We start from the raw sequence: 20,644 nt of genomic DNA, 5'->3' as shown, positions 1-20,644 counted from the left end.
AAGTTACGCTCCCTGATTAATTTTTGCTAAATCTTCAAAGAAGTTGGGATAAGAAATGTTAATGCTGTCGGGATTTTGTAAATACAAAGTTTCGTCAGTTCTTAAGGCAGCAATGGCAGTCATCATCCCAATCCGATGATCTCCATAGCTATCTAAGTGATGATTGTTAATCTTCCAACTCGATTGCCCAATAATGGTCATTCCATCGGGCTTTTCAGTTACTTTAACCCCTAATTTACGTAATTCATTAGCAATCGCAACAATCCGATCCGTTTCTTTGACCCGCAGTTCTTCCGCCCCGCTAATTTCACTCACACCATCCGCACAAGCAGCTAATAAAGCCACTAGCGGAATTTCATCGACTAGTGCTGGCACGTCTTCAGCGGTCAAAGTAATTGGCTTTAAGTGACTTACTTTTATCCGAATATCACCAATTGGTTCCCCAGCACTGGGTAAGTCTGTCACAGTCACAGCAGCTTGCATTTTTTCTAACACCTTTAAGATTCCCGTTCGTGTCGGATTTAAATTAACCTTTTTTAAAACGACATCAGAGCCAGGAATAATTGCTGCGGCTACCATAAAAAAGGCTGCCGAAGAAATATCACCAGGAACATAAATGTTTTGGCCCGTTAACTGCGGATGGGGTTGGACGGTGATGGTTAAATCGTCAGATGCCGTTTTAACATCCGCACCAAATTGGCGCAACATAATTTCCGTATGATTCCGCGTTGGTAATGCTTCAATAATCGTGGACGGTTCCTCGGCAAACAAGCTGGCTAAAATCAAAGCACTCTTAACTTGGGCACTGGCGACTTGTAGTTGATAATTCGCTGCATGCACTGATCCACCCTTTACCGTGGCCGGTAATTTTCCATCAGTTGTTTCAACGGTAACTCCAAAGGCTTTCAATGGTTCACTAACCCGTTTCATCGGCCGTTTACTTAAAGAAGCATCCCCAATTAGCGTTGAAGCAAAAGGTAATCCCGCTAATAAACCCATCATTAAGCGCGTGGTGGTTCCCGAGTTTCCCATATCAAGTGGTTGCTCTGACTGATGAAGCGCATTTTCCCCCTTGCCATGAACCACAACTTGATCAGCCGTTTTATCAATCTTAACGCCTAAATCACGAAAAGCTTGCAGGGTACTCAAACAATCTTCCCCTTCTAAGAAATGGGTAATCATGGTGTCCCCTTCACTGATTGCCCCTAACATAATCGCCCGATGGGAAATACTTTTATCACCAGGAACCACAATCGTCCCGTGGAGTCCTGATTTGGCAGCAGAACTTAACTTTTTCATGAAATCTTTCCTCCAATTTGGTAAACACACCAGCCCATTTTGCTATGAATGGTCTGTAAAATTTTTTCGTTTGGTGCTAACGTCTGAATATTTTTTTGATTAGTAATCACTAGTTTGCCGTCTTTTTGATAATTTTGATACGCTGTATATTTGCTATCAGTTAACTCAATTTCAAAATCTCTTTGGTATTGTTTGGCAAGCTCAAGGGTTGCTGGGTGCGTATATAACTTGTGGCTCTGACTTTGATTTTCGATTATTACAATTGGATTGAGCTCGGTCAAAAAAGTTGCAACTAACTGCATTTTTCCCAGCAAGCGATAATGGTAGTCGCCGAGACTATTCCCTTCCGCATCTTGATAAGCCATGGGAATTAAAATTTCATCACCTTGATAATCTTGTAAGTGGTTTAATATCGCTAAAAAGTTCTCATGCAACTGAATTTTAATTTCAGGATGCTGCTTTGCATACCATTTTGCCGCAGCATTACTATCAGTTGCTTCTGGTCCTAATGTATGCAAAATCATTTTAGTAGTCTTTCAATTCTTCACGATAAGCTTGTACTTGTTCTTTCATCCGTTCGATGCTGTTATCGTCAAAAGTAGCGGTCATTGCTTTGGCAAGTTCAATCGCAACGACTGATTCAATTACTAATGAAGCCGGTACAATCGCAGTCGTATCTGATCTTTCTACGTTAGCTTTTTTGACTTCTTTAGTGTTAATATCAGCGGTTTGAAGCGGATGGTAAAGCGTTGGAATTGGTTTCATGGCTGCTTTAACAATAATTGGCATGCCGTTGGTCATTCCACCTTCAAAACCACCAAGATTATCACTCATTCGATTCCAACCATCATCATCGTGGGCAATTGGATCCATAACTTCGCTACCAAATTGCGTAGCTACTTTAAAACCGTCCCCGATACTGACACCCTTCATCGCATTCACACCCACTACAGCTGCCGCTAATTTGGCATCTAATTTAGTATCCCAGTTCACGTAGCTTCCAATTCCAGCGGGCATATTTTCTGCAACTACGCGGATAATTCCCCCTAGAGTGTCACCATTTTTCTTAGTTTCATCAATTAAAGCATGAATTTCGTTAACTTCTTTGTCATCTAACATCCGTAAGTCATTCTTTTCAATGGCTGCTTGAATTTTAGCGACATTAGTTGGAGTTCCAGCACTTTTTACTTGGCCAATTTGTTCAACGTAACCGACAACGTTAACGCCTAATTCCCGTAATAATTGTTTACAAATATTTCCAATTGCCACGCGCATTGCGGTTTCACGAGCAGATGAACGTTCTAAGACATTTCTTAAATCACGATGCCGGTATTTCATCCCACCGACTAAGTCAGCATGACCAGGGCGGGGCCGTTCTACTTTTCGTAAAGTATTTTTGTCGTTGGCTTCATCAGTCGGATTCATAATGCTGTCCCAATGAGCATGATCCCGATTTTTAACCACTAAAGCAATCGGACTTCCGAGCGTAACTGAGTGCCGAACGCCTCCGACAATTTGAACTTCATCATGTTCAATTTTTTGCCGATTACCCCGACCATAGCCTCCTTGACGAGCACTTAAAGCCGCATTAATTTCAGCAATATCTAAGTGTAACCCAGCCGGAATTCCTGACAAGATTCCGGTTAATTGTGGTCCATGTGATTCTCCTGCAGTAATGTAATTCATTTATTTGTCCTCCGATTTTTTGGTTTCATTCATAATGGTCACGAAAATCTGCTTAATGTATTCAGTATATGCTGAACCATTTGTTATTGTTTCAATTTTGGTTAAAACTTCTGCTTCCCGTTGCGGGTTTAAAATTGGTAATCCTTCAGCCTGTTTTAGTTGGCTAATTTTATCTGCAACAGAGAATCGTTGCAGTAATAATTCAACTAACTGGTGATTGATTGCATCAATTTTATCACGTTCGTGGGCTAGACTCATCCGCGTTCCCTCCTACTACAAAACATCATAATAATTACTAAAACTAATCCTAAAATTCCAATTACAAAATCAAACCGAAAGGCATTAGCAATGCTATTTTTAGATAACCAACCGGTAATAATCGGAATTGTGAAAGACGCTAAACTGCCAAAAAAGTAAAAACTTCCGGTAATTGCCCCTCGATGAGTTGGATATAATTTCATAAATAAGGTCAATCCCGTTTGCATTACGCCTCCAGCTGCTGAAAATCCAAAAACTACACAGGCAACTTCGATAAGAAAAACATTGCTAGTTACTAAAATAGTTAGTAGCGATGTTACTGCCAAAATGTTAAGAACTAACATTAATTTATTTTCTGGCAACTTCATTTTAAGGAGGCAAAATAAAACTAAAACTCCAGTAATTGAGCCAATACTATATAACGATAGTAAGAAATGTGACATGACTTCTGTCATCTGCAACACATCTTTAGCATACAGGGTAATCCACTGGGTAAACAAAATCATAACTGCCATTGAGGTATAGCCATAGCCTAATAAAGATCCGGTCATGACTAGTTTGCGTGCAGAGTGTGTTTGTGCAACCCCAGTGTTACTAGTTTGATCAGTTTGATTTGGTTTGGGGAATTTTACTGGAAATAAAATTAACGCATTAAGCACTAGTATCAGGACGATTACCATAAATGACCAACCATACCAGAGTTGGTGTGTGCCTAAGAAGGCCACTAACATTGGCAAAATGAATTCACCAGCTGACATAAAGGCTTTTAGTAAAACGGTTCCTTGCCCTTGACCATCATTAATTTCGACCAACGTGGTATACGTTCCCGCATCTAATAAAGAATTAGCAATTCCAGCAAAAATGGCAAAAAGATAAGCAAGCCAAATTTGTTTGGTAAAGGCCATCCCCAAGGCAAAAATTAAATAGGCTAACATGCCTAAGTAAACAAAAGTTTTGCGACCAAACCGATCTGCTAAAAATCCCGAAATTGGGTAAGCAATTAAACGTCCAATTCCCACTCCGGAAATTACATAAGAAACCATCGCAATCGTGGTTAGCCAGCTATGCGCTAAACTAGTCATGTTTTGCGCTAAAATGATTAAAGCAAAGCCATGGACAAAGTAATTTAGGTATAACCCCATTGATAATCTAAATTTATTGGAGTTTACTTCATTGGTGATTTCCATCATTTATCCCCTTTCAAACAAAAAACTCACTAAACAATTAATTGTCTAGTGAGCTTTAAAATTCGTAAAAGAAATTTTAATCTGAAAATAGAAAAATCCATTATCTCACTCAACTAGACCTTAATTAGTATCTAGTCGAGTAAGACAAACAACCCAAGCTTAGATACAGATGTTCCCATCCGCATCTAAAGTGAATGCGAATGGCTACATAAACCAAGCATAGGCAATATATAAAATATTTGTGGGTTGCCAATTATTATTCATCATTAAAATTCCTTTCTTCTAATTTATCTTAATTTAACCATATATATAATTGTTTGTCAACATTCGTTAAGAAATTTATTTGATTAACTCTCCAGTTACCACAATTCGTTCGGTAATTCCCGGAATTGGCTTGGTACAGGTAATCAAAGTAACTTGTTTTTTACCGGGGACATCGTTAACCACCCCAACATCTTTTTCGTTAACGTTTTTAACGCTGGTAACTTTATATTTGTAAGTTTTACTCAAATCAGAAAGTTCAATGATTTGTCCCTTTTTGGCTTTCGTTAGTGGTGAAAAAAGGCGTTTAGGATCATCCATATGGTGACTAGCTAACGCATAATTTCCTTTACCCATTTGCTGTTCCGGTTTCATCGTTCCTGCACCTAAGAAAAGGGTTTCCGAATTTAAGCCTTTATAAATGGGTAAATTAATTCCTACAGCTGGGTATTTAATTTTACCAATTGCATTTTCGTGACGGGCTTTTTCACTTTCCATGATTGATTTAGCAGAAACGGCTGAAACCGCCTTGTAATCGTAGTTACCTTTTTTAGCTTCCCCTTTTTTAACTTCTTTTTTGGTTAAACTACTTACCTTTTGGTTTGATCGCATTCCCAACCAAAAACTTTCAATTTGTGAGTTAAAAGTTAGTCCCAAACCAATTACTAACAAGACTAATAAAATTAGATAGTTAAAAAATCTTTTTAAGCGCTGTTTTTTTGTCTTAGTTGCCATTAAAATTCTCCTCAAATAAAACAGGCCATTCACAAATGGCCTGTTTTGAACTATTTAACTTATAATATCACAAATTAAGCACTTTGCTTAGTTTTTTGCGTATTCCGAATCATGAATGCAATTACTAAACCAATCACGGCAATTATAAAGAACGTTACGTAAACAGCATGAAAACCAAACTGGTTCGCAAGTGGTAACGATTTACCCGAATTAGTGGCCATCTTGGTAAAGTTGACCAAGATTAAGGTTGCTACTGTTACCCCCGTTGAACCTAACACTTGCCGAATGGTGGTAATCACGGCAGTCCCATGTGAAATCAAATCATCAGGGAGTGAATTAGCCCCTAAGGTAACCGCTGGCATCATCACGAAGGCATTTCCTCCTTCAATTAACATGGCGATTAAAATCATGCCCCAGATATTAGTTAGATGGAGGCAAGTTAATAAGCCCCAACCAACTACAATCATGCACATTCCAAAAATCATGGTTGACTTAAAACCAAACTTATCAGCTAAAGTTCCAGTTAAGGGGTTCAAGAAACTTAGTAAAGCGGCTCCTGGAACCAATGCCATTCCTGAAATGAATGGAGAAACGTGGAGCACTTGTTGGTAATAAAGCGGAAAAATAATGGTTACGACAATTAATGAGATGTAAGAAAATCCAGTTAAAAGGACTGACAAATCATAATTAAAACTCTTCATCACCCATAAATCTAACAAAGGATTCTTAATGGTCAGTTGACGATGCACAAACAAGCTCAACATAATTAAGGAAATGATTAAAATAATTCCCAAATTCAAGTAGTTCGCATTGGGATGACCAATTTCTGAGATGAAATAAAGTAGTCCAACTAAACCTAACGTATAGAAAATTGATAGCCAGTCTAACTTCGTTTCTTTTCTGGCCATTACGTCTTTCATAACGAAAAAGGAAACGAGTAAAACTAACGTAATGATTATCATGAAGAACACAAATAGTCCACGCCAGGTCGTATAATTAAGCACAATTCCAGAAATAATCGGACCACAGGCTAACGCAGAACCCATCACTAGTCCAGCAACTCCCATGATAGTTCCCCGCTTTTTTTCAGGAGTAATTTCTAGCAAGACGGTTTGATAAGAAGGAAAAAGGACCCCGACTGCCGCAGCTTCCATTACTCGTCCTAACATGACCATGGGAAAACTAGTTCCAAAGAAAATAATTAAAGTCCCAAGATCAAATAATATCAATACTAAGGCAAACAAGCGTTTAAAACTCATATTATTTAATAACCAGGGACTGATTGGCATTGTAATACACATGACAATCATAAAACCCGTTGTCAACCATTGAATCGTATCAGCTGAAATTCCAAAATAAGTCATTAAAGTTGGATAAGCCGTTGACAGTGATGATTGACTAATTGACATCGTAAAAGTTCCAATTAACATCGTTGCAATAAATAAGAAACGTGTTAAGGGACTCATCGTGTGTTTTTTTTCCATAAGTTACATCCCTTTCGAATTCAGTTCAAATTATAATTATTACAAATTATATTATACTATATTTTTTTCCATAAAAAAAGAACGCATTTAGCGTTCTTTAGTGCCTTTAGAAATTAATGCTTCCTTGGACACGTGGATAAGGAATCACATCACGGATGTTATCCATTCCAGTCACGTACATCAAGAGTCGTTCAAATCCAATTCCAAAACCAGAGTGTTTCGTGCCACCGTATTTACGAAGTTCTAAGTACCATTCGTATTCTTCCCGTGGTAAGCCAAATTCTTTCATTTTAGCTTCTAAAACGTCTTCTCGTTCTTCTCGTTGACTTCCCCCAATTAATTCGCCGATTCGAGGAACGAGTAAATCAACTGCGGCAACGGTTTTACCATCTTCATTGTCACGCATGTAAAAGGCTTTAAAATCACGAGGATAATCAGTTACAAAAACTGGTTTTCCAAAGACTTTTTCAGCTAAGTATTGTTCATGTTCAGAATTGAAATCAATTCCCCACTTAACTGGGAATTTAAAATCAACCTCTGCTTTTTCCAATAATTCAATGGCTTTCGTGTAGGTAATCCGAGCAAAGTCTTCATCAACCGTCTTGTGCAATAAGTCTAACAAATCATGATCAACGTTATAATTTAAAAATTGTAAATCGGCTTGCGCATTGTCTAATAGATATTGAACCACATACTTCAAAAGTCCTTCTGAGCGATCTAAAACATCAGGAAGTTCTGCAAAAGCCATTTCTGGTTCAATCATCCAAAATTCAGCGGCGTGTCGTTTCGTATGAGAATCTTCTGCTCTAAAAGTGGGGCCAAAAGTATAAACATTACGAAATGCCAAGGCAAATGGTTCCACTTGAAGTTGTCCACTAACCGTTAAATTAGTTTCTTCGCCAAAGAAGTCTTTACTGTAGTCGTTTTTACCATCATCTGTTTGTGGCGTATTTTGATCATCTAAAGTAGTAACCCGGAACATTTCTCCGGCTCCTTCAGTATCACTACTAGTAATGATTGGCGTATTTACATAAACAAAACCGTTCTTTTGTAAATATTCGTGAATCGCAAAGGCTGCTAAAGAGCGAATCTTAAAGACTGAATAAAAGGTATTCGTCCGTGGACGTAAATGAGCAATCGTTCTTAGATATTCAAGTGAATGAGCTTTCTTTTGAAGTGGGTAATCTGGATCAGAAACCCCTTCAATGGCAACTGCTTCAGCATGTAATTCAAATGGTTGTTGGGCATCTGGAGTTTCAACTAATTTACCAGTCACTTTTAAAGTAGAACTAATTGGTAATTTAGTGACATCTTCATAATTATCCAAACCATCTCGTTTAGCGATAATTTGAATGTTTTTAATGTATGATCCATCGTTTAATTCGATAAATGCAATTTTCTTTGATGATCTCGTAGTCCGAATCCAACCAGAAACTGTAATTGATTCATCGCCAAAATCGCGTGGCTTAGTATATAAATCTTTGACTAAAACGTCCTTCATGATAATCTCTCCTTTAATTTTGGCAAAACAAAAAGACTCCGTCTACAAGGGACGAAATCTTCGCGGTACCACCCAAATTGTTTAATTTAATAAACCAACTTTCCACAACAATAACGGGTTGCTGCCGTTGGTCTTTCAACCAAATAACCATGGATGTTCTTCACTTAGACATCTAGTTAAGCTCTCACTATCCTTAACTCGCTACATAGAAATCATCTAAGTTACTCTTCCACTGTTTGCCATACTTAGCTTACTTAAAATATACAATACCAAACTGCTTTTTGCAATTATTTTTCTGCCGTAAAAAGCACTTCGTTGATTTGATGACGTAAATCAACAAAATCTTGAAAAGCTTCACGAACGGCATCAACTGGTTCAGCGCCATCAGTTACTTTTACCGCAGCATCTTGCATTAAAGTACGTTTGAACTCAATCTTTAACATTTCCAAACGAGGAGTTAAAGGATAATCAGCAAAAATCTTATCTAATTTTCCTTGAATTGCAATTTCTACATTACTTTCAGCCATCATAAAAACCTCTTTTAAGTTTATTTTCGAAGCATGACACAAGTTCCCTCAGGAACCGCAAAACCTTTTTGAATCATGGTTAATTTACCAGTTTCTGGATTTCGTTGATACAAAGTAGCATTATTGGTATTTTGATTTACTGCTACCACAAAGTGTTGATCACGATTGAAAGTAAAGTCACGAGGAAATTCACCTTCAATCGAAATTAATTGAATTAATTTCACGTTTCCATCCGCTAAAATTTCAAAGACTGCTAAACTATCATTTCCCCGATTAGAAACATAGACAAAGCGGTCATCAGCAGAAATCCGAATTGCTGCTGCTCCATTGTGCGAAGTCCATTCAGCAGGAATCGTTGAAACAACTTGTTGAACCGCTAGTTCACCCGTTTCTTCATTGTAATCAAGGACGGCTAATTGACTAGAAAGTTCCCCAACTAAATAAGCTTTACCAGTTTTTTCGATAAATTGAATGTGACGGGGACCAAATCCAGGAGCTAGCGTAGTTTCACTAACTAAATGAAGTTTTCCTTGATCTGATAAATCATAGAGATAAACTTTATCTAACCCAAGATCACAAACGGCAATCCGGTTGTCATAAGTTAAATCAATGTAATGAGGATGAGGACCGCTCGCTTGTTCAGGCCGTGGACCAACTTCGCCAAGATCATGAACGCGATCAGTTTCGGTTAAAGTACCGTCAGCATTAATCTTAAAGACGTGGACATTCCCCGTATGGTAGTTTGCCGTGTAAACATTTTGATGTAGTTCATCAACGGTTACATAAGCAGGGCTACTACCTGCTTCAGTCACGTCTTGAATTTCTGCAAAGGGAACTTTAGCACTGTCAAAAGCTAGCAGTCCCCCCCTTGTCTGATCATTTTCAACTTCTTTATCAATGGCATAGACCTTGTGGGCTTTAGATTCAGCTACATAAGTTGGTGAACCAGCTTTTGCAACTAATTCAGCATTTTGTAATTCTTTTTTATCGGTATCTAACTCAATTTGATAAATTCCTTGACTTTGCTGTTTGGTATACGTACCAACCAGAAACTTTTCAATCATCGTTGTAACTCCCCCATCTCTTTTTTTCCATTATCCCATATTCAGTGAATTCGGTAAAGAAACCGGTTTCATAAATTAACCAATGTGATTTTCGCGTAAAATTGCAGCGACTTCTTGATCCATTTCCGGAGTCTTTTCCCATTCAGTAAACTCCGTCATTGCTTCCGTCGGCATTTCATAATTTTCGTTGATGTAATTCTCATAATTAATTACATGAACGGAATGCGGAATGTTAATTTGTAAAATTCGCACTTGTTTAATATAGCCGCGTTCAGCTGCTAACTCAGCTCGTCCATTTTGGACCATGTTACTAATTTCAAGATATTTACTACCGTCTAATTTCGTAATTTCTTCAATTAAAGTTAAAGTTTCATTACTCTTTTTTGCCATTTAATTCTCCACTATTTTACCAATGTTGTTTTGTCACTGACTTAACGCCTTTTCGATTGGCATTTAATTTATTTTGTTGGTCTTTAAATTTATTCCAAGTTTCTTCTTTACGATCGTGCTTTTTTTGTTTGTTGCGTTTTGTAAATTTCATTCTATTCACCTCATTTTTGCTACAAAAAAAGAATTGTTTTCACAATTCCCTTTGTAACCCTTAATTCTATTCTACCGTAACACTCTTGGCAAGGTTCCGTGGTAAATCAACGTTTAACCCTTTATTTAAACTGGTGTAATAGGCCAATAATTGTGCAGGAATGACGCTTAATAATGGCGTTAAGAGTTCATCAACATCTGGAATTACAAAAGTATCGTCATCATTTGCGAGACTCTTTCTCACAATCGTTAACGTCTTTGCACCCCGAGCAGCTGTTTCCATTAAATTGCTTCGAGTTAAGCCAGCTGTAAAGCCTTGTGTAATAATGCCAATGACTGGAGTTCCCTCTTCAATTAAAGCAATCGTTCCATGTTTCAATTCACCTGAGGCAAAACCTTCAGCATGGACATATGAAATTTCCTTTAATTTTAAAGCAGCTTCTAATGAAACCGTATAGTCAATTCCCCGACCAATGTAAAATGCTTGTTTCGCATTCACGAAGTAATCTTGTGCAATTTCGTCAATTTGGTCTTTTTCGTCAACAATCGTTTGCATCCCTTGAGCAACCAAACTTAGTTGAGCTTTAAGATCAAAATCTTTGGCCCGTTGGTTGTCCATGTGTTCTCCTACTGCTTTAGCTAAAATTGCTTCTAAGGCAATTTGTGCAGTATAAGCTTTGGTCGATGCAACTGAGATTTCAGGACCCGCATTTAACAATAAGGTAAAGTCCGATTCCCGAGAAAGCGTTGAATTAGCAACGTTTGTGATGGTCAAGCTTGGATAATGAGCTTTGTTAACGTTCACCAAGACTTGGCGACTATCAGCTGTTTCTCCACTTTGTGATAGGAATATGAAGAATGGTTTCTTTGAAAGTAGTGGTTTTTCGTAAGCAAATTCGGAAGCAACGTGTACTTCAGTTGGAATTCCCGTTAAGGCTTCTAATTGCATTTTTCCAACTAAACCAGCATGGTAACTAGTTCCGGCACCCACAATGTAAATTCGATCAGAATTTTTCATGGCTTCCAATAATTTTTCATCAATTACTGGAGTTCCATTTTCGTTTAAATATTCTTTAGAAAGTTTCCGCATTACATTAGGTTGTTCATCAATTTCTTTAAGCATGTAATAAGGGTAAACCCCTTTTTCTGAATCACTTGGATCAACGTCAACTTCAAATTGTTTCCGTTCTGCCACGTTATCATCAACATCAGTGACCACTACACGATCGGGTTTCACAATTACCACATCGCCATCTTCGATTTCCATAAACGTATGGGTTACATCAAGCATAGCGATTGAATCAGAACATACAACGTTACAATCGTCACCTAGACCAATTAGTAATGGGCTTTTGTTTTTGGCCACGTATAAAGTATTAGGTTCAGTTTTATCCATTAAGATAAAAGCATAAGATGAGTTATCTAGTAATGAAATGGTTTTCTTGAAAGCCGCTTCGGTGCTCATTCCTGCTTTAGAGAATTTATCAATTAATTGAACCACAACTTCGGTATCAGTTTGACTGTGAAACTTAACTCCTTGAAGATAGTCATCTTTAAGTTGTTTAAAGTTTTCAATCACACCATTGTGAACTAAAAAGAAACGTTCGTCATCGGAAAATTGAGGATGCGCATTTTCAATGGTAACGCCCCCATGAGTTGCCCAACGCGTGTGTCCAATTCCAGAAGTTCCTTGCACTTCTGCACCTAGTTTCTTGCGAAGATCAGCAATACTTCCAGTGGTTTTAACTAAAAAATCTGGTCCTTTGGCACTATCGACGAAGATTCCCGCAGAATCATAGCCTCGATATTGTAACTTTTCTAATCCATGTACTAAAATTTCGGTTGCATTATCGTTTCCTGCAACTCCAACTACTCCACACATATTAAATTCCTCTTTTTTAAATTGGTATAGATGTATACCGTTTATTTTTTATTTATCTGACAAGTAATATCATAGTGTTTTAAGAAGTTTATGTCAATGATTATGTCGTAATTGGTATATGTCTAATTCAATAAAAAAAGAAACAGCCCAACGGCTATTTCTTTAAAAAGTTACTGATTATTTTCTGCAACCACATCCGCAATTCTTTGCGCGTAGTCATTACTTTCAGCTTGAGTTGGGGCTTCAACCATGACACGAAGTAATGGTTCGGTTCCACTAGGTCTAACTAAAATGCGACCATCGCCATTCATTTCGGTTTCAACCTCTTTGATAATATCCTTGACTGGTTGAGGATCCATGGCATGCTTTTTATCCTTCACCGTCACATTAACTAAGCTTTGGGGATATTTAGTTACTTCAGCAGCTAATTCGGAAAGTTTTTTCCCGGTTTCTTTCATGATTGACATTAGTTGAATACTAGTTAACATCCCATCACCGGTCGTTCCAAAATCAAGAAAAACGATATGACCAGATTGTTCGCCACCTAAGTTATAACCATTTTTATTCATTTCTTCAACGACGTACCGATCACCCACTTTGGTTTTAACACTCTTCATGCCATGAGCTTCCATCGCCTTGTACATCCCTAGGTTACTCATAACGGTGGTGACGATGGTGTCATGTTTCAAACGACCATGTTCATTCATGTATTTACCACAAATGTACATAATTTTATCACCGTCAACGATTTCACCGTTTTCGTCAACCGCGATACAGCGGTCTCCATCACCATCAAAGGCAATTCCTAATTGTGATTCATTTTCCACAACCATTTTTTGTAATTGCTCAGGATGAGTTGAACCAACATTATCATTGATATTAATCCCATTTGGTTTGGTAGCCATCGTTTTAAAATCAAGTCCTAAATCTGCATAGAGACGAGGCATCAAAGCACTAGTAGCCCCGTTAGCAGCATCAACGGAAACTTTGATTCCTTCCAAATTATCTGGAATACTTTGGGCTAAGAAATGGAGGTATTTTTGTCCGGCTTCGTTATATGAAGCCGCGGTACCTAAGCCTTGAGCAGAAGGACGGGGTAAATCATCAACATCATTTTCAAGCATGGCTTCAATATCTTCCTCAATGTCATCAGAAAGCTTATACCCATCGCCCCCAAAGAATTTAATCCCATTATATTCGGCAGGATTATGTGAAGCCGTAATCATCACTCCCGCATCGGCATTTTGATCACGAACTAAATAAGCAACTCCAGGCGTAGTTACGATTCCCAAACGAATCACTTCAATTCCCACTGATAATAAACCAGCAACGAGGGCATCTTCTAACATTTGACCAGAAATTCTAGTATCACGAGAAACTAAAACACGTGGTTGGTGAGCTTCAGCACTCCGCTTAGTTAACGCATATCCACCAGCTCGCCCAGCCCGAAAGGCTAATTCAGGAGTTAATTCTTGATTAGCAATTCCACGAATTCCATCAGTTCCAAAATATTTCATAATATCACCATTCCTCTTTTAATCTAATTATTCTTTTCGACTTGAAGTTTAACAGTAGTAGTAGATGGTGAGATGACCACGTTAATCGTTCGTCCACGTTCATCAAGAGCATCAATCACCGTTGTTTGTTTGATATTTTTATTGGTATCGCGGGTTAATTTAACTTTAGCAACTACTTGCTTAATTTTCTTCATTTCATCTTTGGGACCCGTAACGTTAACCCGACTGATATCTTTCGAAACTTTACTTACTTTATAACCATTTGCAATATTTTTACTTTGGTATGCAACTTCAACCGGGTAAGCATCCGTTTCCCGTTCTTGTACATTGACCGTAATTGTTTTGGGCTTAATCTCTGATTTGAGTTCGGAATTAAGACCTGATTGTTGTAACTTAACCGTATGCTTACCTGGACCCAAATCACTAAGGTCAGCTAAAATCTTAAAATTTTGGGTGTTAGCAGTCGTAGTAACCAAGGCAGATGGTCCCGAAAGCTCAACTTTAACCTTGTTAGGATAGCCAATCACAAAGTATTTATCAGAGTTAACGTTTAATTGTAAGGGTACCTCAACTTCACGTTTCTCGTTGGAAGTTAATTGTTGGTTATCATTTTGGGCACTTGAATTGATTTGCCCTAACTTATAATCATGCACCATGAAAAATAAGGAAAGTGAAATTACTAATGAAATAATTAAACAAAATGTCCGACTTTCAAAAAACTTTTTCATTATTTACCTCCCCCAAATCGTTTGTTGAAAAATTCAGCAACTTCATTGAAAAAGGTTTGGTGATTTTTATCTTTCACGATTAATTGACTTCTGAGATACTTCAAATAATCATTTTGGGTCATACCACGCAATAATTCATTGTTTCTAGTGATTGAAACTTCCCCTGTTTCTTCAGAAATTACAATTGTAATCGCATCCGTTACTTCGGAAATTCCCACTGCTGCCCGGTGCCGGGTTCCTAACTCTTTTGGAATTAGATTACTTTGTGATAACGGAAGATACGAAGCTGCCGAAGCCACGCGGAAGTCTTTGATAATGACTGCACCATCATGTAACGGCGTATTGGGAATAAAAATATTAATTAACAATTGACTGGAAACATCCGCATCCAGTGCAATCCCCGTTTCAATGTATTCTTCGAGGCCCGTTTTCATTTGAATACTCATCAACGCTCCAATTCGCCGCTTTGACATGTATTGAATGGCCCCGTCTAAAGCTTTGATTAACTTCTCTGCTTTGACGTTTTCTTGTTGTGATTGTTTAAAGACGGAACGCCGCCCTAATTTTTCTAGTGCCCGCCGAATTTCGGGTTGAAAAACCACAATAATCCCAATCACACCCCAATTAATGACTTGATCTAAGATCCACGAAGTCATCGTTAACCCTAAATATAAACTAATTACTTTTGCTAGAATTAAGATTACAATTCCGCGTAATAATTGAATTGAACGTGTACCACGTAAAAGCATAATTAATTCGTAAATCAAAACCCAGACTACTAAGATATCCAAGATGTTACTCAAATTATGCAGTGTTAAAATGTTACTCCAATCGATTCCCATTCGTCGGTAACCCTCCCTGAAAATATTCTTCCTTATTATACCACTCTGACTAGTTCTCTTATACCATGCTTTGAATCCGATGAGAAATAAAAACATACAAATTAATAGTTTTTTAACTCCATTTGCGGTTTAATTTAGGTATGATAAAGATGAGGTGATTCTTATGACAAAAAGCAAAATTTGGCAAATTAGGTTATTTTTTCTAATTTGGCTAGTTTTCATTAAATTATTCATTAAAGATTCTATTTTTGGTTTCTTACTGTTAAATACTTTTTTAGGTTACATTCCAATTGAAGTCAGTTTTCACATTGGTGATAAGCCACACCAAAACATTATTGTATTTTGGGCTTTGACCTTAATCTGGCTATTGTTTTACCCCAATGCCCCCTACATCCTAACTGATTTGCTCCACTTATCTTGGTTACACCCGAGTGGCTTGAATGGTTTATTAAAATTAGATAGTCATATCTGGTTCTTATACACGAGTTTATTGATTAGCGCCCTTGCTTGTGCATTTATTGGCTTTTGGGGCATGATAAGTGTGGCAAAGGCCATCAATCGACGGCTCCATTTAGAAAATCGGTTTACTGATTTTATTATGACTTCTTTTTTAATCTTTTTAAGTTCAGTTGGTTTATATATTGGTCGTTTCCTAAGGGTTCATACCGTTTACCTTTTAGCTAATCCCAAATTCTACTTTAAACTTTTCTTAAACATGTGGAATCGGCAAATGGTAATCTTTGTAATTTTAATGACCATTGTTCAATTAATGATTTACTGGATTTACACCATTATCGCTACTAGTAACGATAATAATAAAGAGACTGGAAATTAATTTTCCAATCTCTTTTTTTAGGCTCTTCCGATAATCCGGACTTCAGTCTCTAAGTGAATCCCTGAAGCTTGTAAAACCGTTGCTTGAACGTGTTTGATTACATTTAAATAATCAGTTGCCGTGGCATGACCAACGTTCACAATAAAGCCCGCGTGTTTAGTGGAAACCTCTGCGCCACCAACTCGGTAACCTTGTAAGCCCGCATCATGAATTAATTTACCCGCAAAATGACCAGCAGGACGTTTAAAAACGCTCCCACAAGAAGGATATTCTAATGGTTGCTTTGATTTACGTAGGTAATTCAAGTGATCCATTTCTGCTTGAATCAAGGTTTTGTTTCCCTTTTCTAGTTGGAAGGTCGCAGCTAAAACTACATCACCATTATCTTGAATGCTACTGTGCCGATAACCAAAATCTAGCTCATCATGGGTCATTTCAACGATATTTCCTGTACTGGTCAAAATGGTAGCTGATTTTAATATGTATTCCGTCTCACCACCATATGCGCCGGCGTTCATGTATACCCCACCACCAATACTACCAGGAATTCCCGCAGCAAACTCCATGCCAGTTAAGCCTGCAGCTTGTGCAACTTTGGTAGCGGCAATATAGGCTGCTCCGGCTTCCGCAATGACATAGTTTCCATCAACGTGAATCTCATTCATTTCGGTTAGAATCATGGTCAAACCTTTAATCCCACCATCACGAACAATTAAATTGCTGGCGTTTCCTAAGACTGTAATTGGAATTTGGTGTTCTTTAGTAAACTTTAGCAGGGTTTCTGCTTCGGCATAATTTTTAGGGAAGGCCAAATAATCAGCCTTTCCTCCAGTTTTAGTCCATGAATAATTTGATAATGGTTCATCTTTTAAGATTTTAATTTCGTTAAATTTATTGCATAAGTCAATTGCCATGTTTTATTTTCCTTTCATATTAGCCTATATTATTTTATCACTTAGAAAGGCCGAAAACCATGCAACAATGTAATAGTGCTATACTAAATGAATTAAGGGGGTTAAATAATGAATTTTATTACTTGGAACGTAAATGGGATTCGTGCCATTTTAAAAAATAACTTTTATGAGTTTTTTACAGCAGCAAATGCTGATTTCTTTAGTGTGCAAGAAACTAGAGTATCACCAGGTGAGGTAAAGCTCGACTTGCCTGCCGATTACTATCAATATTGGAATGATGCCGAACGTCCTGGCTATTCTGGAACGGCAGTTTTTACCAAACACAAACCATTGCAAGTCATTTTAGGCCTCGACGGTAATGACCAAGATCCTGAAGGTCGGGTCATTACCCTTGAGTATCCTAATTTTTATTTGGTAAACATTTATGCACCGGCTGCTGGAGAAGAATTACAGCGCTTAAATTATAAAGAAGCTTGGGACCAAAAATTAATTAATTTTGTAAAGAAATTAAAAACCAAAAAGCCAGTGGTGATTAATGGCGATTTCAACATTGCCCATGAACCAATTGATATTTATGCACCCGATGAACATCATCATGCAGCTGGTTTTACGGATGCCGAACGTCAACAAATGACTGAATTATTAGACAGTGGTTTTACCGATATTTACCGGGCGACCCATCCTAATGAACCTAATAAATACACTTGGTGGAGTTATCGTGGTCATGCGCGCCGTGATAATCATGGTTGGCGGTTAGACTACTTTATCATTTATAATGATTTAGTGAAGGACGTCAAAATTACTACCATTATGGATACGGTGCCTGGCTCTGACCATTGCCCTCTTCAATTAATTTTAAATAATTTAACTGCGAAATAGGAGAATGATGATGAACTTTGTTGCCATTGACTTTGAAACTGCTGCTAGCCAACGTGCTAGTGCCTGTTCTGTAGCCATTACTGTAGTTCGTGATGATCAAGTTGTGAACGAGTTCTACTCACTAATTAATCCAGAGATGGAATTTAATTGGCGAAACATTAAAGTTCACGGGATTCATAGTGCGGATGTCAAAGATGCCCCGACTTTTCCCGAAGTTTGGGAAATCATCAAGCCTTTTTTTAAACGGAATCGGTTGGTAATTGCTCACAACAATCGGTTTGATAATAGCGTGCTCAAGAAAAGTATCGAACGATATCGTTTACCAATGCCTCATTATCAAACGCTTGACACCGTCAAAACCAGTCGTAAATTTTATCCCAGCTTTGAAAATCATAAGTTAAATACGGTTAGTGCTAATCTGGGAATCGAATTAGAACATCACCATAATGCTTTAGATGATAGTTTAGCCTGTGCTAAGATCTTAATTCATGAGCATCAACAATTTGGTGATGATGCTATTCGTCCCTTTGTCACTACTATCTAAAAAAGACTCTGAAGATTAATTAATTTTCAGAGTCTTTTTGCATCCAAATGGTAGTATTCGTTTCGGATTGTTGCTTAAAGCCTAATTTATGATAAATATGAATGGCCGGTAAATTAACTTTTTTGACTTCTAGAACCAGGCGTTGGAGCTCACTATAATGAAGTTGCCAATTAAGCAACTCATCAACTAGCATCGTGCCTAAACCCATCCCTTGATAATCATTTAAAACAGCAACGCCCACTTCCCCAGTGACATCACTAACTTGCTGGACCGTGGCAATCCCAATTAATTGTGTTCCAGCCGTAGCTAATAAAATCAAATTTGTTCCCGAAGAATTCAGCAATTCAATTTGGCGTGCTTCACTAGCAGCACTGACTTGGTCAAGCTCCGTATCTAATTCGAAAAAATCAGATTCCGTTTGTAATTGTTTAAGCATCGCTAGCATTGCACCAGCATCATTAGGCTGTGCAGCCCGAATTCCTACTTCAATTTCATTATTCATCTAAATTAAGTACTCCTGATGCCAAAATAGCTTTAAAGTGTTCCCCTTGAGCGGTAAACTCAATTTCCCGATTATTTGTCCCTAATTCATCTTGCCGGGTAAATTTAAGTCTTAAATAATTGGTAGGAAGCTCAGCTTCAGCAAACTTTGACCATTCAACCACGCTTACGCCATCACCATCAAAATATTCATCAAGTCCCAGTTCATCGCTCCCTCCAACTTCGAGGCGATAAACATCCATATGATAAAGCGGTAACCGTCCGTCTTGATATTCGCGAATAATAGTAAAGGTCGGGCTTTTAATGTTTCTTTTAATCCCAAGCCCCTTGGCTAATCCCTTGGTAAAAGTAGTTTTTCCAGCCCCTAAATCACCATCCAGTAAAATGACATCGCCTGGTTGTAATTGAGTAGCTAGCGCCTCACCTAAACGTTGGGTTTGACTAGGTTCAGTAACATTCACTTTCATCTTAATCCTCGTCAGCTAATGCTTGAGTAGCTGTAATAATTGCTACTTTGTAAACATCTTCAGCATTACAACCACGAGAAAGATCAGAAACGGGTTTGTTTAACCCTTGTAAAATTGGTCCAATGGCTTCAAAGCCTCCAAATCTTTGGGCAATCTTGTAACCAATGTTCCCAGCTTCTAATTCAGGAAAGACAAAGACGGTTGCTTGACCGGCAACTTTCGAATCAGAATATTTAGCTTTGGCAACGGCTGGTACAAAAGCCGCATCAAATTGCATTTCGCCATCAATTGGCATTGCTGGATCCATTGCTTGCGCTAATTTTGTCGCATTGTGCACTTTTTCCACTTCTGGACTCTTAGCAGATCCATTCGTTGAAAAACTTAATAAAGCAACCCGTGGGTCAATATCAAATAAACGCGCGGTTTTTCCACTTTCAACGGCAATTTCAGCTAATTGAGTTTCATTGGGGTTAATGTTAATAGCACAGTCAGCAAATAGATAACGTTGATCACCCTTTTGCATCACAAATGAACCACTAATTAAATTAACTCCTGGTTTCGTTTTAATGATTTGAAGAGCGGGACGAACTGTGTCACCAGTTGGGTGGGCAGCTCCTGATACCATTCCATCGACATCTCCTAGGTAAACCATGGTCGTTCCAAAGTAGTTCGGATCAGTTAACCATTTTTCTGCTTGTTCAGCAGTAGTTTTTCCTTTACGACGTTCCACAATGGCTTGTACCATTTTTTGACTCGTTTCTCCCGATACTTTTTCGAGATCAACAATTTCAATTCCGTCTAAAGCCACGTTAAGAGCAACGGCTGTTTTTTTGATTTCAGCTTCATTACCTAATAAAACCGGAACAGCTAAATTATCAGCAGCTAAGCGACTAGCAGCTGAAATAATGCGTTCGTCTTCCCCTTCAGGAAAAACTAATTTAATTTTTTGACCTTTAATTTTACTTTTTAAACTTTCAAATAGATCCATCATTT

General features: G+C 37.9%; 23 protein-coding genes and 1 other annotated feature. Of the genes, 3 read left to right on the top strand and 20 right to left on the bottom strand.

The features are described 5' to 3' along the window. Positions 1 to 3: 3 nt before the first annotated feature. The 16 genes from aroA to cdaA form a co-directional block, all read right to left on the bottom strand. Positions 4 to 1,299 (bottom strand): 3-phosphoshikimate 1-carboxyvinyltransferase, encoded by a 1,296-nt coding sequence (gene aroA / locus ACEPSS_RS05395; RefSeq protein WP_395318079.1) that lies wholly within the window; start codon positions 1,297 to 1,299, stop codon positions 4 to 6. Then, positions 1,296 to 1,823: a hypothetical protein gene (locus ACEPSS_RS05390; RefSeq protein ID WP_395318077.1), complete on the bottom strand. Its 528-nt coding sequence runs from the start codon at positions 1,821 to 1,823 to the stop codon at positions 1,296 to 1,298. The genes aroA and ACEPSS_RS05390 overlap by 4 nt, the downstream gene beginning before the upstream one ends. A 1-nt stretch (position 1,824) precedes the next feature. Further along, a complete protein-coding gene (aroC, locus tag ACEPSS_RS05385) occupies positions 1,825 to 2,985 on the bottom strand; it encodes a chorismate synthase (RefSeq protein WP_395318075.1) in 1,161 nt (386 codons plus the stop codon). Then, positions 2,986 to 3,243, bottom strand: a complete 258-nt coding sequence (locus ACEPSS_RS05380) for a chorismate mutase (RefSeq protein WP_395318073.1) — start codon at positions 3,241 to 3,243, stop codon at positions 2,986 to 2,988. Next, the gene (locus ACEPSS_RS05375; protein WP_395318071.1) at positions 3,240 to 4,433 is read right to left on the bottom strand and encodes an MFS transporter; all 1,194 of its coding nucleotides are present in this window, start codon (positions 4,431 to 4,433) and stop codon (positions 3,240 to 3,242) included. The genes ACEPSS_RS05380 and ACEPSS_RS05375 overlap by 4 nt, the downstream gene beginning before the upstream one ends. A 336-nt stretch (positions 4,434 to 4,769) precedes the next feature. Continuing rightward, positions 4,770 to 5,426, bottom strand: coding sequence for a class A sortase (locus tag ACEPSS_RS05370; protein WP_395318069.1), 657 nt, complete (start codon positions 5,424 to 5,426; stop codon positions 4,770 to 4,772). Positions 5,427 to 5,500: 74 nt separating this feature from the next. Beyond that, on the bottom strand, positions 5,501 to 6,910 hold the full coding sequence (locus tag ACEPSS_RS05365) for an MFS transporter (RefSeq protein ID WP_395318067.1): 1,410 nt from the start codon (positions 6,908 to 6,910) through the stop codon (positions 5,501 to 5,503). A gap of 106 nt (positions 6,911 to 7,016) precedes the next feature. Further along, the gene (gene asnS / locus ACEPSS_RS05360) at positions 7,017 to 8,411 is read right to left on the bottom strand and encodes an asparagine--tRNA ligase (protein ID WP_395318065.1); all 1,395 of its coding nucleotides are present in this window, start codon (positions 8,409 to 8,411) and stop codon (positions 7,017 to 7,019) included. Between the two features lie 44 nt (positions 8,412 to 8,455). Then, positions 8,456 to 8,651, bottom strand: a binding site (T-box leader). A gap of 47 nt (positions 8,652 to 8,698) precedes the next feature. Beyond that, entirely contained in the window at positions 8,699 to 8,941 is a 243-nt protein-coding gene (locus ACEPSS_RS05355; protein ID WP_395318063.1) for a hypothetical protein, read from the bottom strand. A gap of 17 nt (positions 8,942 to 8,958) precedes the next feature. Further along, positions 8,959 to 10,002 (bottom strand): lactonase family protein, encoded by a 1,044-nt coding sequence (locus ACEPSS_RS05350; protein WP_395318061.1) that lies wholly within the window; start codon positions 10,000 to 10,002, stop codon positions 8,959 to 8,961. 75 nt (positions 10,003 to 10,077) lie between these two features. After that, on the bottom strand, positions 10,078 to 10,392 hold the full coding sequence (locus tag ACEPSS_RS05345; protein WP_395318059.1) for a hypothetical protein: 315 nt from the start codon (positions 10,390 to 10,392) through the stop codon (positions 10,078 to 10,080). A gap of 16 nt (positions 10,393 to 10,408) precedes the next feature. Beyond that, entirely contained in the window at positions 10,409 to 10,543 is a 135-nt protein-coding gene (locus tag ACEPSS_RS05340; protein WP_014081844.1) for a hypothetical protein, read from the bottom strand. Positions 10,544 to 10,609: 66 nt separating this feature from the next. Continuing rightward, positions 10,610 to 12,424, bottom strand: a complete 1,815-nt coding sequence (gene glmS / locus ACEPSS_RS05335) for a glutamine--fructose-6-phosphate transaminase (isomerizing) (protein WP_395318057.1) — start codon at positions 12,422 to 12,424, stop codon at positions 10,610 to 10,612. A gap of 170 nt (positions 12,425 to 12,594) precedes the next feature. Beyond that, positions 12,595 to 13,941 carry a phosphoglucosamine mutase gene (glmM, locus tag ACEPSS_RS05330; protein ID WP_395318055.1) on the bottom strand — a complete coding sequence of 449 codons (1,347 nt, stop codon included), beginning with the start codon at positions 13,939 to 13,941 and terminating at the stop codon, positions 12,595 to 12,597. A gap of 23 nt (positions 13,942 to 13,964) precedes the next feature. Beyond that, on the bottom strand, positions 13,965 to 14,669 hold the full coding sequence (locus ACEPSS_RS05325; protein WP_395318053.1) for a YbbR-like domain-containing protein: 705 nt from the start codon (positions 14,667 to 14,669) through the stop codon (positions 13,965 to 13,967). Next, positions 14,669 to 15,511 (bottom strand): diadenylate cyclase CdaA, encoded by an 843-nt coding sequence (gene cdaA / locus ACEPSS_RS05320; RefSeq protein ID WP_395318051.1) that lies wholly within the window; start codon positions 15,509 to 15,511, stop codon positions 14,669 to 14,671. Before cdaA ends, ACEPSS_RS05325 begins: the two co-directional genes overlap by 1 nt. Before the next feature lie 163 nt (positions 15,512 to 15,674). Between cdaA and ACEPSS_RS05315 the strand changes: the two genes are divergently transcribed. Then, positions 15,675 to 16,346: a DUF1361 domain-containing protein gene (locus ACEPSS_RS05315; protein WP_395318049.1), complete on the top strand. Its 672-nt coding sequence runs from the start codon at positions 15,675 to 15,677 to the stop codon at positions 16,344 to 16,346. Between the two features lie 17 nt (positions 16,347 to 16,363). On the opposite strand, the gene murB is transcribed toward ACEPSS_RS05315, so the two are convergent. After that, complete coding sequence (gene murB, locus ACEPSS_RS05310; RefSeq protein ID WP_395318047.1) at positions 16,364 to 17,260, bottom strand: UDP-N-acetylmuramate dehydrogenase; 897 nt, start codon at positions 17,258 to 17,260, stop codon at positions 16,364 to 16,366. A gap of 108 nt (positions 17,261 to 17,368) precedes the next feature. Between murB and ACEPSS_RS05305 the strand changes: the two genes are divergently transcribed. Together ACEPSS_RS05305 and ACEPSS_RS05300 are read left to right on the top strand one after the other, a co-directional pair. Then, positions 17,369 to 18,139, top strand: a complete 771-nt coding sequence (locus ACEPSS_RS05305; protein WP_395318045.1) for an exodeoxyribonuclease III — start codon at positions 17,369 to 17,371, stop codon at positions 18,137 to 18,139. Between the two features lie 10 nt (positions 18,140 to 18,149). Continuing rightward, on the top strand, positions 18,150 to 18,683 hold the full coding sequence (locus tag ACEPSS_RS05300) for a 3'-5' exonuclease (protein WP_395320504.1): 534 nt from the start codon (positions 18,150 to 18,152) through the stop codon (positions 18,681 to 18,683). A gap of 19 nt (positions 18,684 to 18,702) precedes the next feature. Here the strand turns inward: ACEPSS_RS05300 and ACEPSS_RS05295 are convergent, their stop codons facing one another. The 3 genes from ACEPSS_RS05295 to pta are packed head-to-tail and all read right to left on the bottom strand — an operon-like array spanning position 18,703 to position 20,639. Continuing rightward, on the bottom strand, positions 18,703 to 19,185 hold the full coding sequence (locus ACEPSS_RS05295; RefSeq protein WP_395318043.1) for a GNAT family N-acetyltransferase: 483 nt from the start codon (positions 19,183 to 19,185) through the stop codon (positions 18,703 to 18,705). After that, the gene (gene tsaE, locus ACEPSS_RS05290) at positions 19,178 to 19,651 is read right to left on the bottom strand and encodes a tRNA (adenosine(37)-N6)-threonylcarbamoyltransferase complex ATPase subunit type 1 TsaE (RefSeq protein WP_395318041.1); all 474 of its coding nucleotides are present in this window, start codon (positions 19,649 to 19,651) and stop codon (positions 19,178 to 19,180) included. Before tsaE ends, ACEPSS_RS05295 begins: the two co-directional genes overlap by 8 nt. Position 19,652: 1 nt before the next feature. Next, positions 19,653 to 20,639 (bottom strand): phosphate acetyltransferase, encoded by a 987-nt coding sequence (gene pta / locus ACEPSS_RS05285; RefSeq protein WP_395320502.1) that lies wholly within the window; start codon positions 20,637 to 20,639, stop codon positions 19,653 to 19,655. Between the last annotated feature and the right edge of the window lie 5 nt (positions 20,640 to 20,644).

It is taken from the genome of Fructilactobacillus frigidiflavus, from assembly GCF_044054575.1.
GTDB classification, from domain to species: Bacteria; Bacillota; Bacilli; order Lactobacillales; family Lactobacillaceae; genus Fructilactobacillus; species Fructilactobacillus frigidiflavus.
This window is presented reverse-complemented; position numbering and strand designations above follow the sequence as displayed.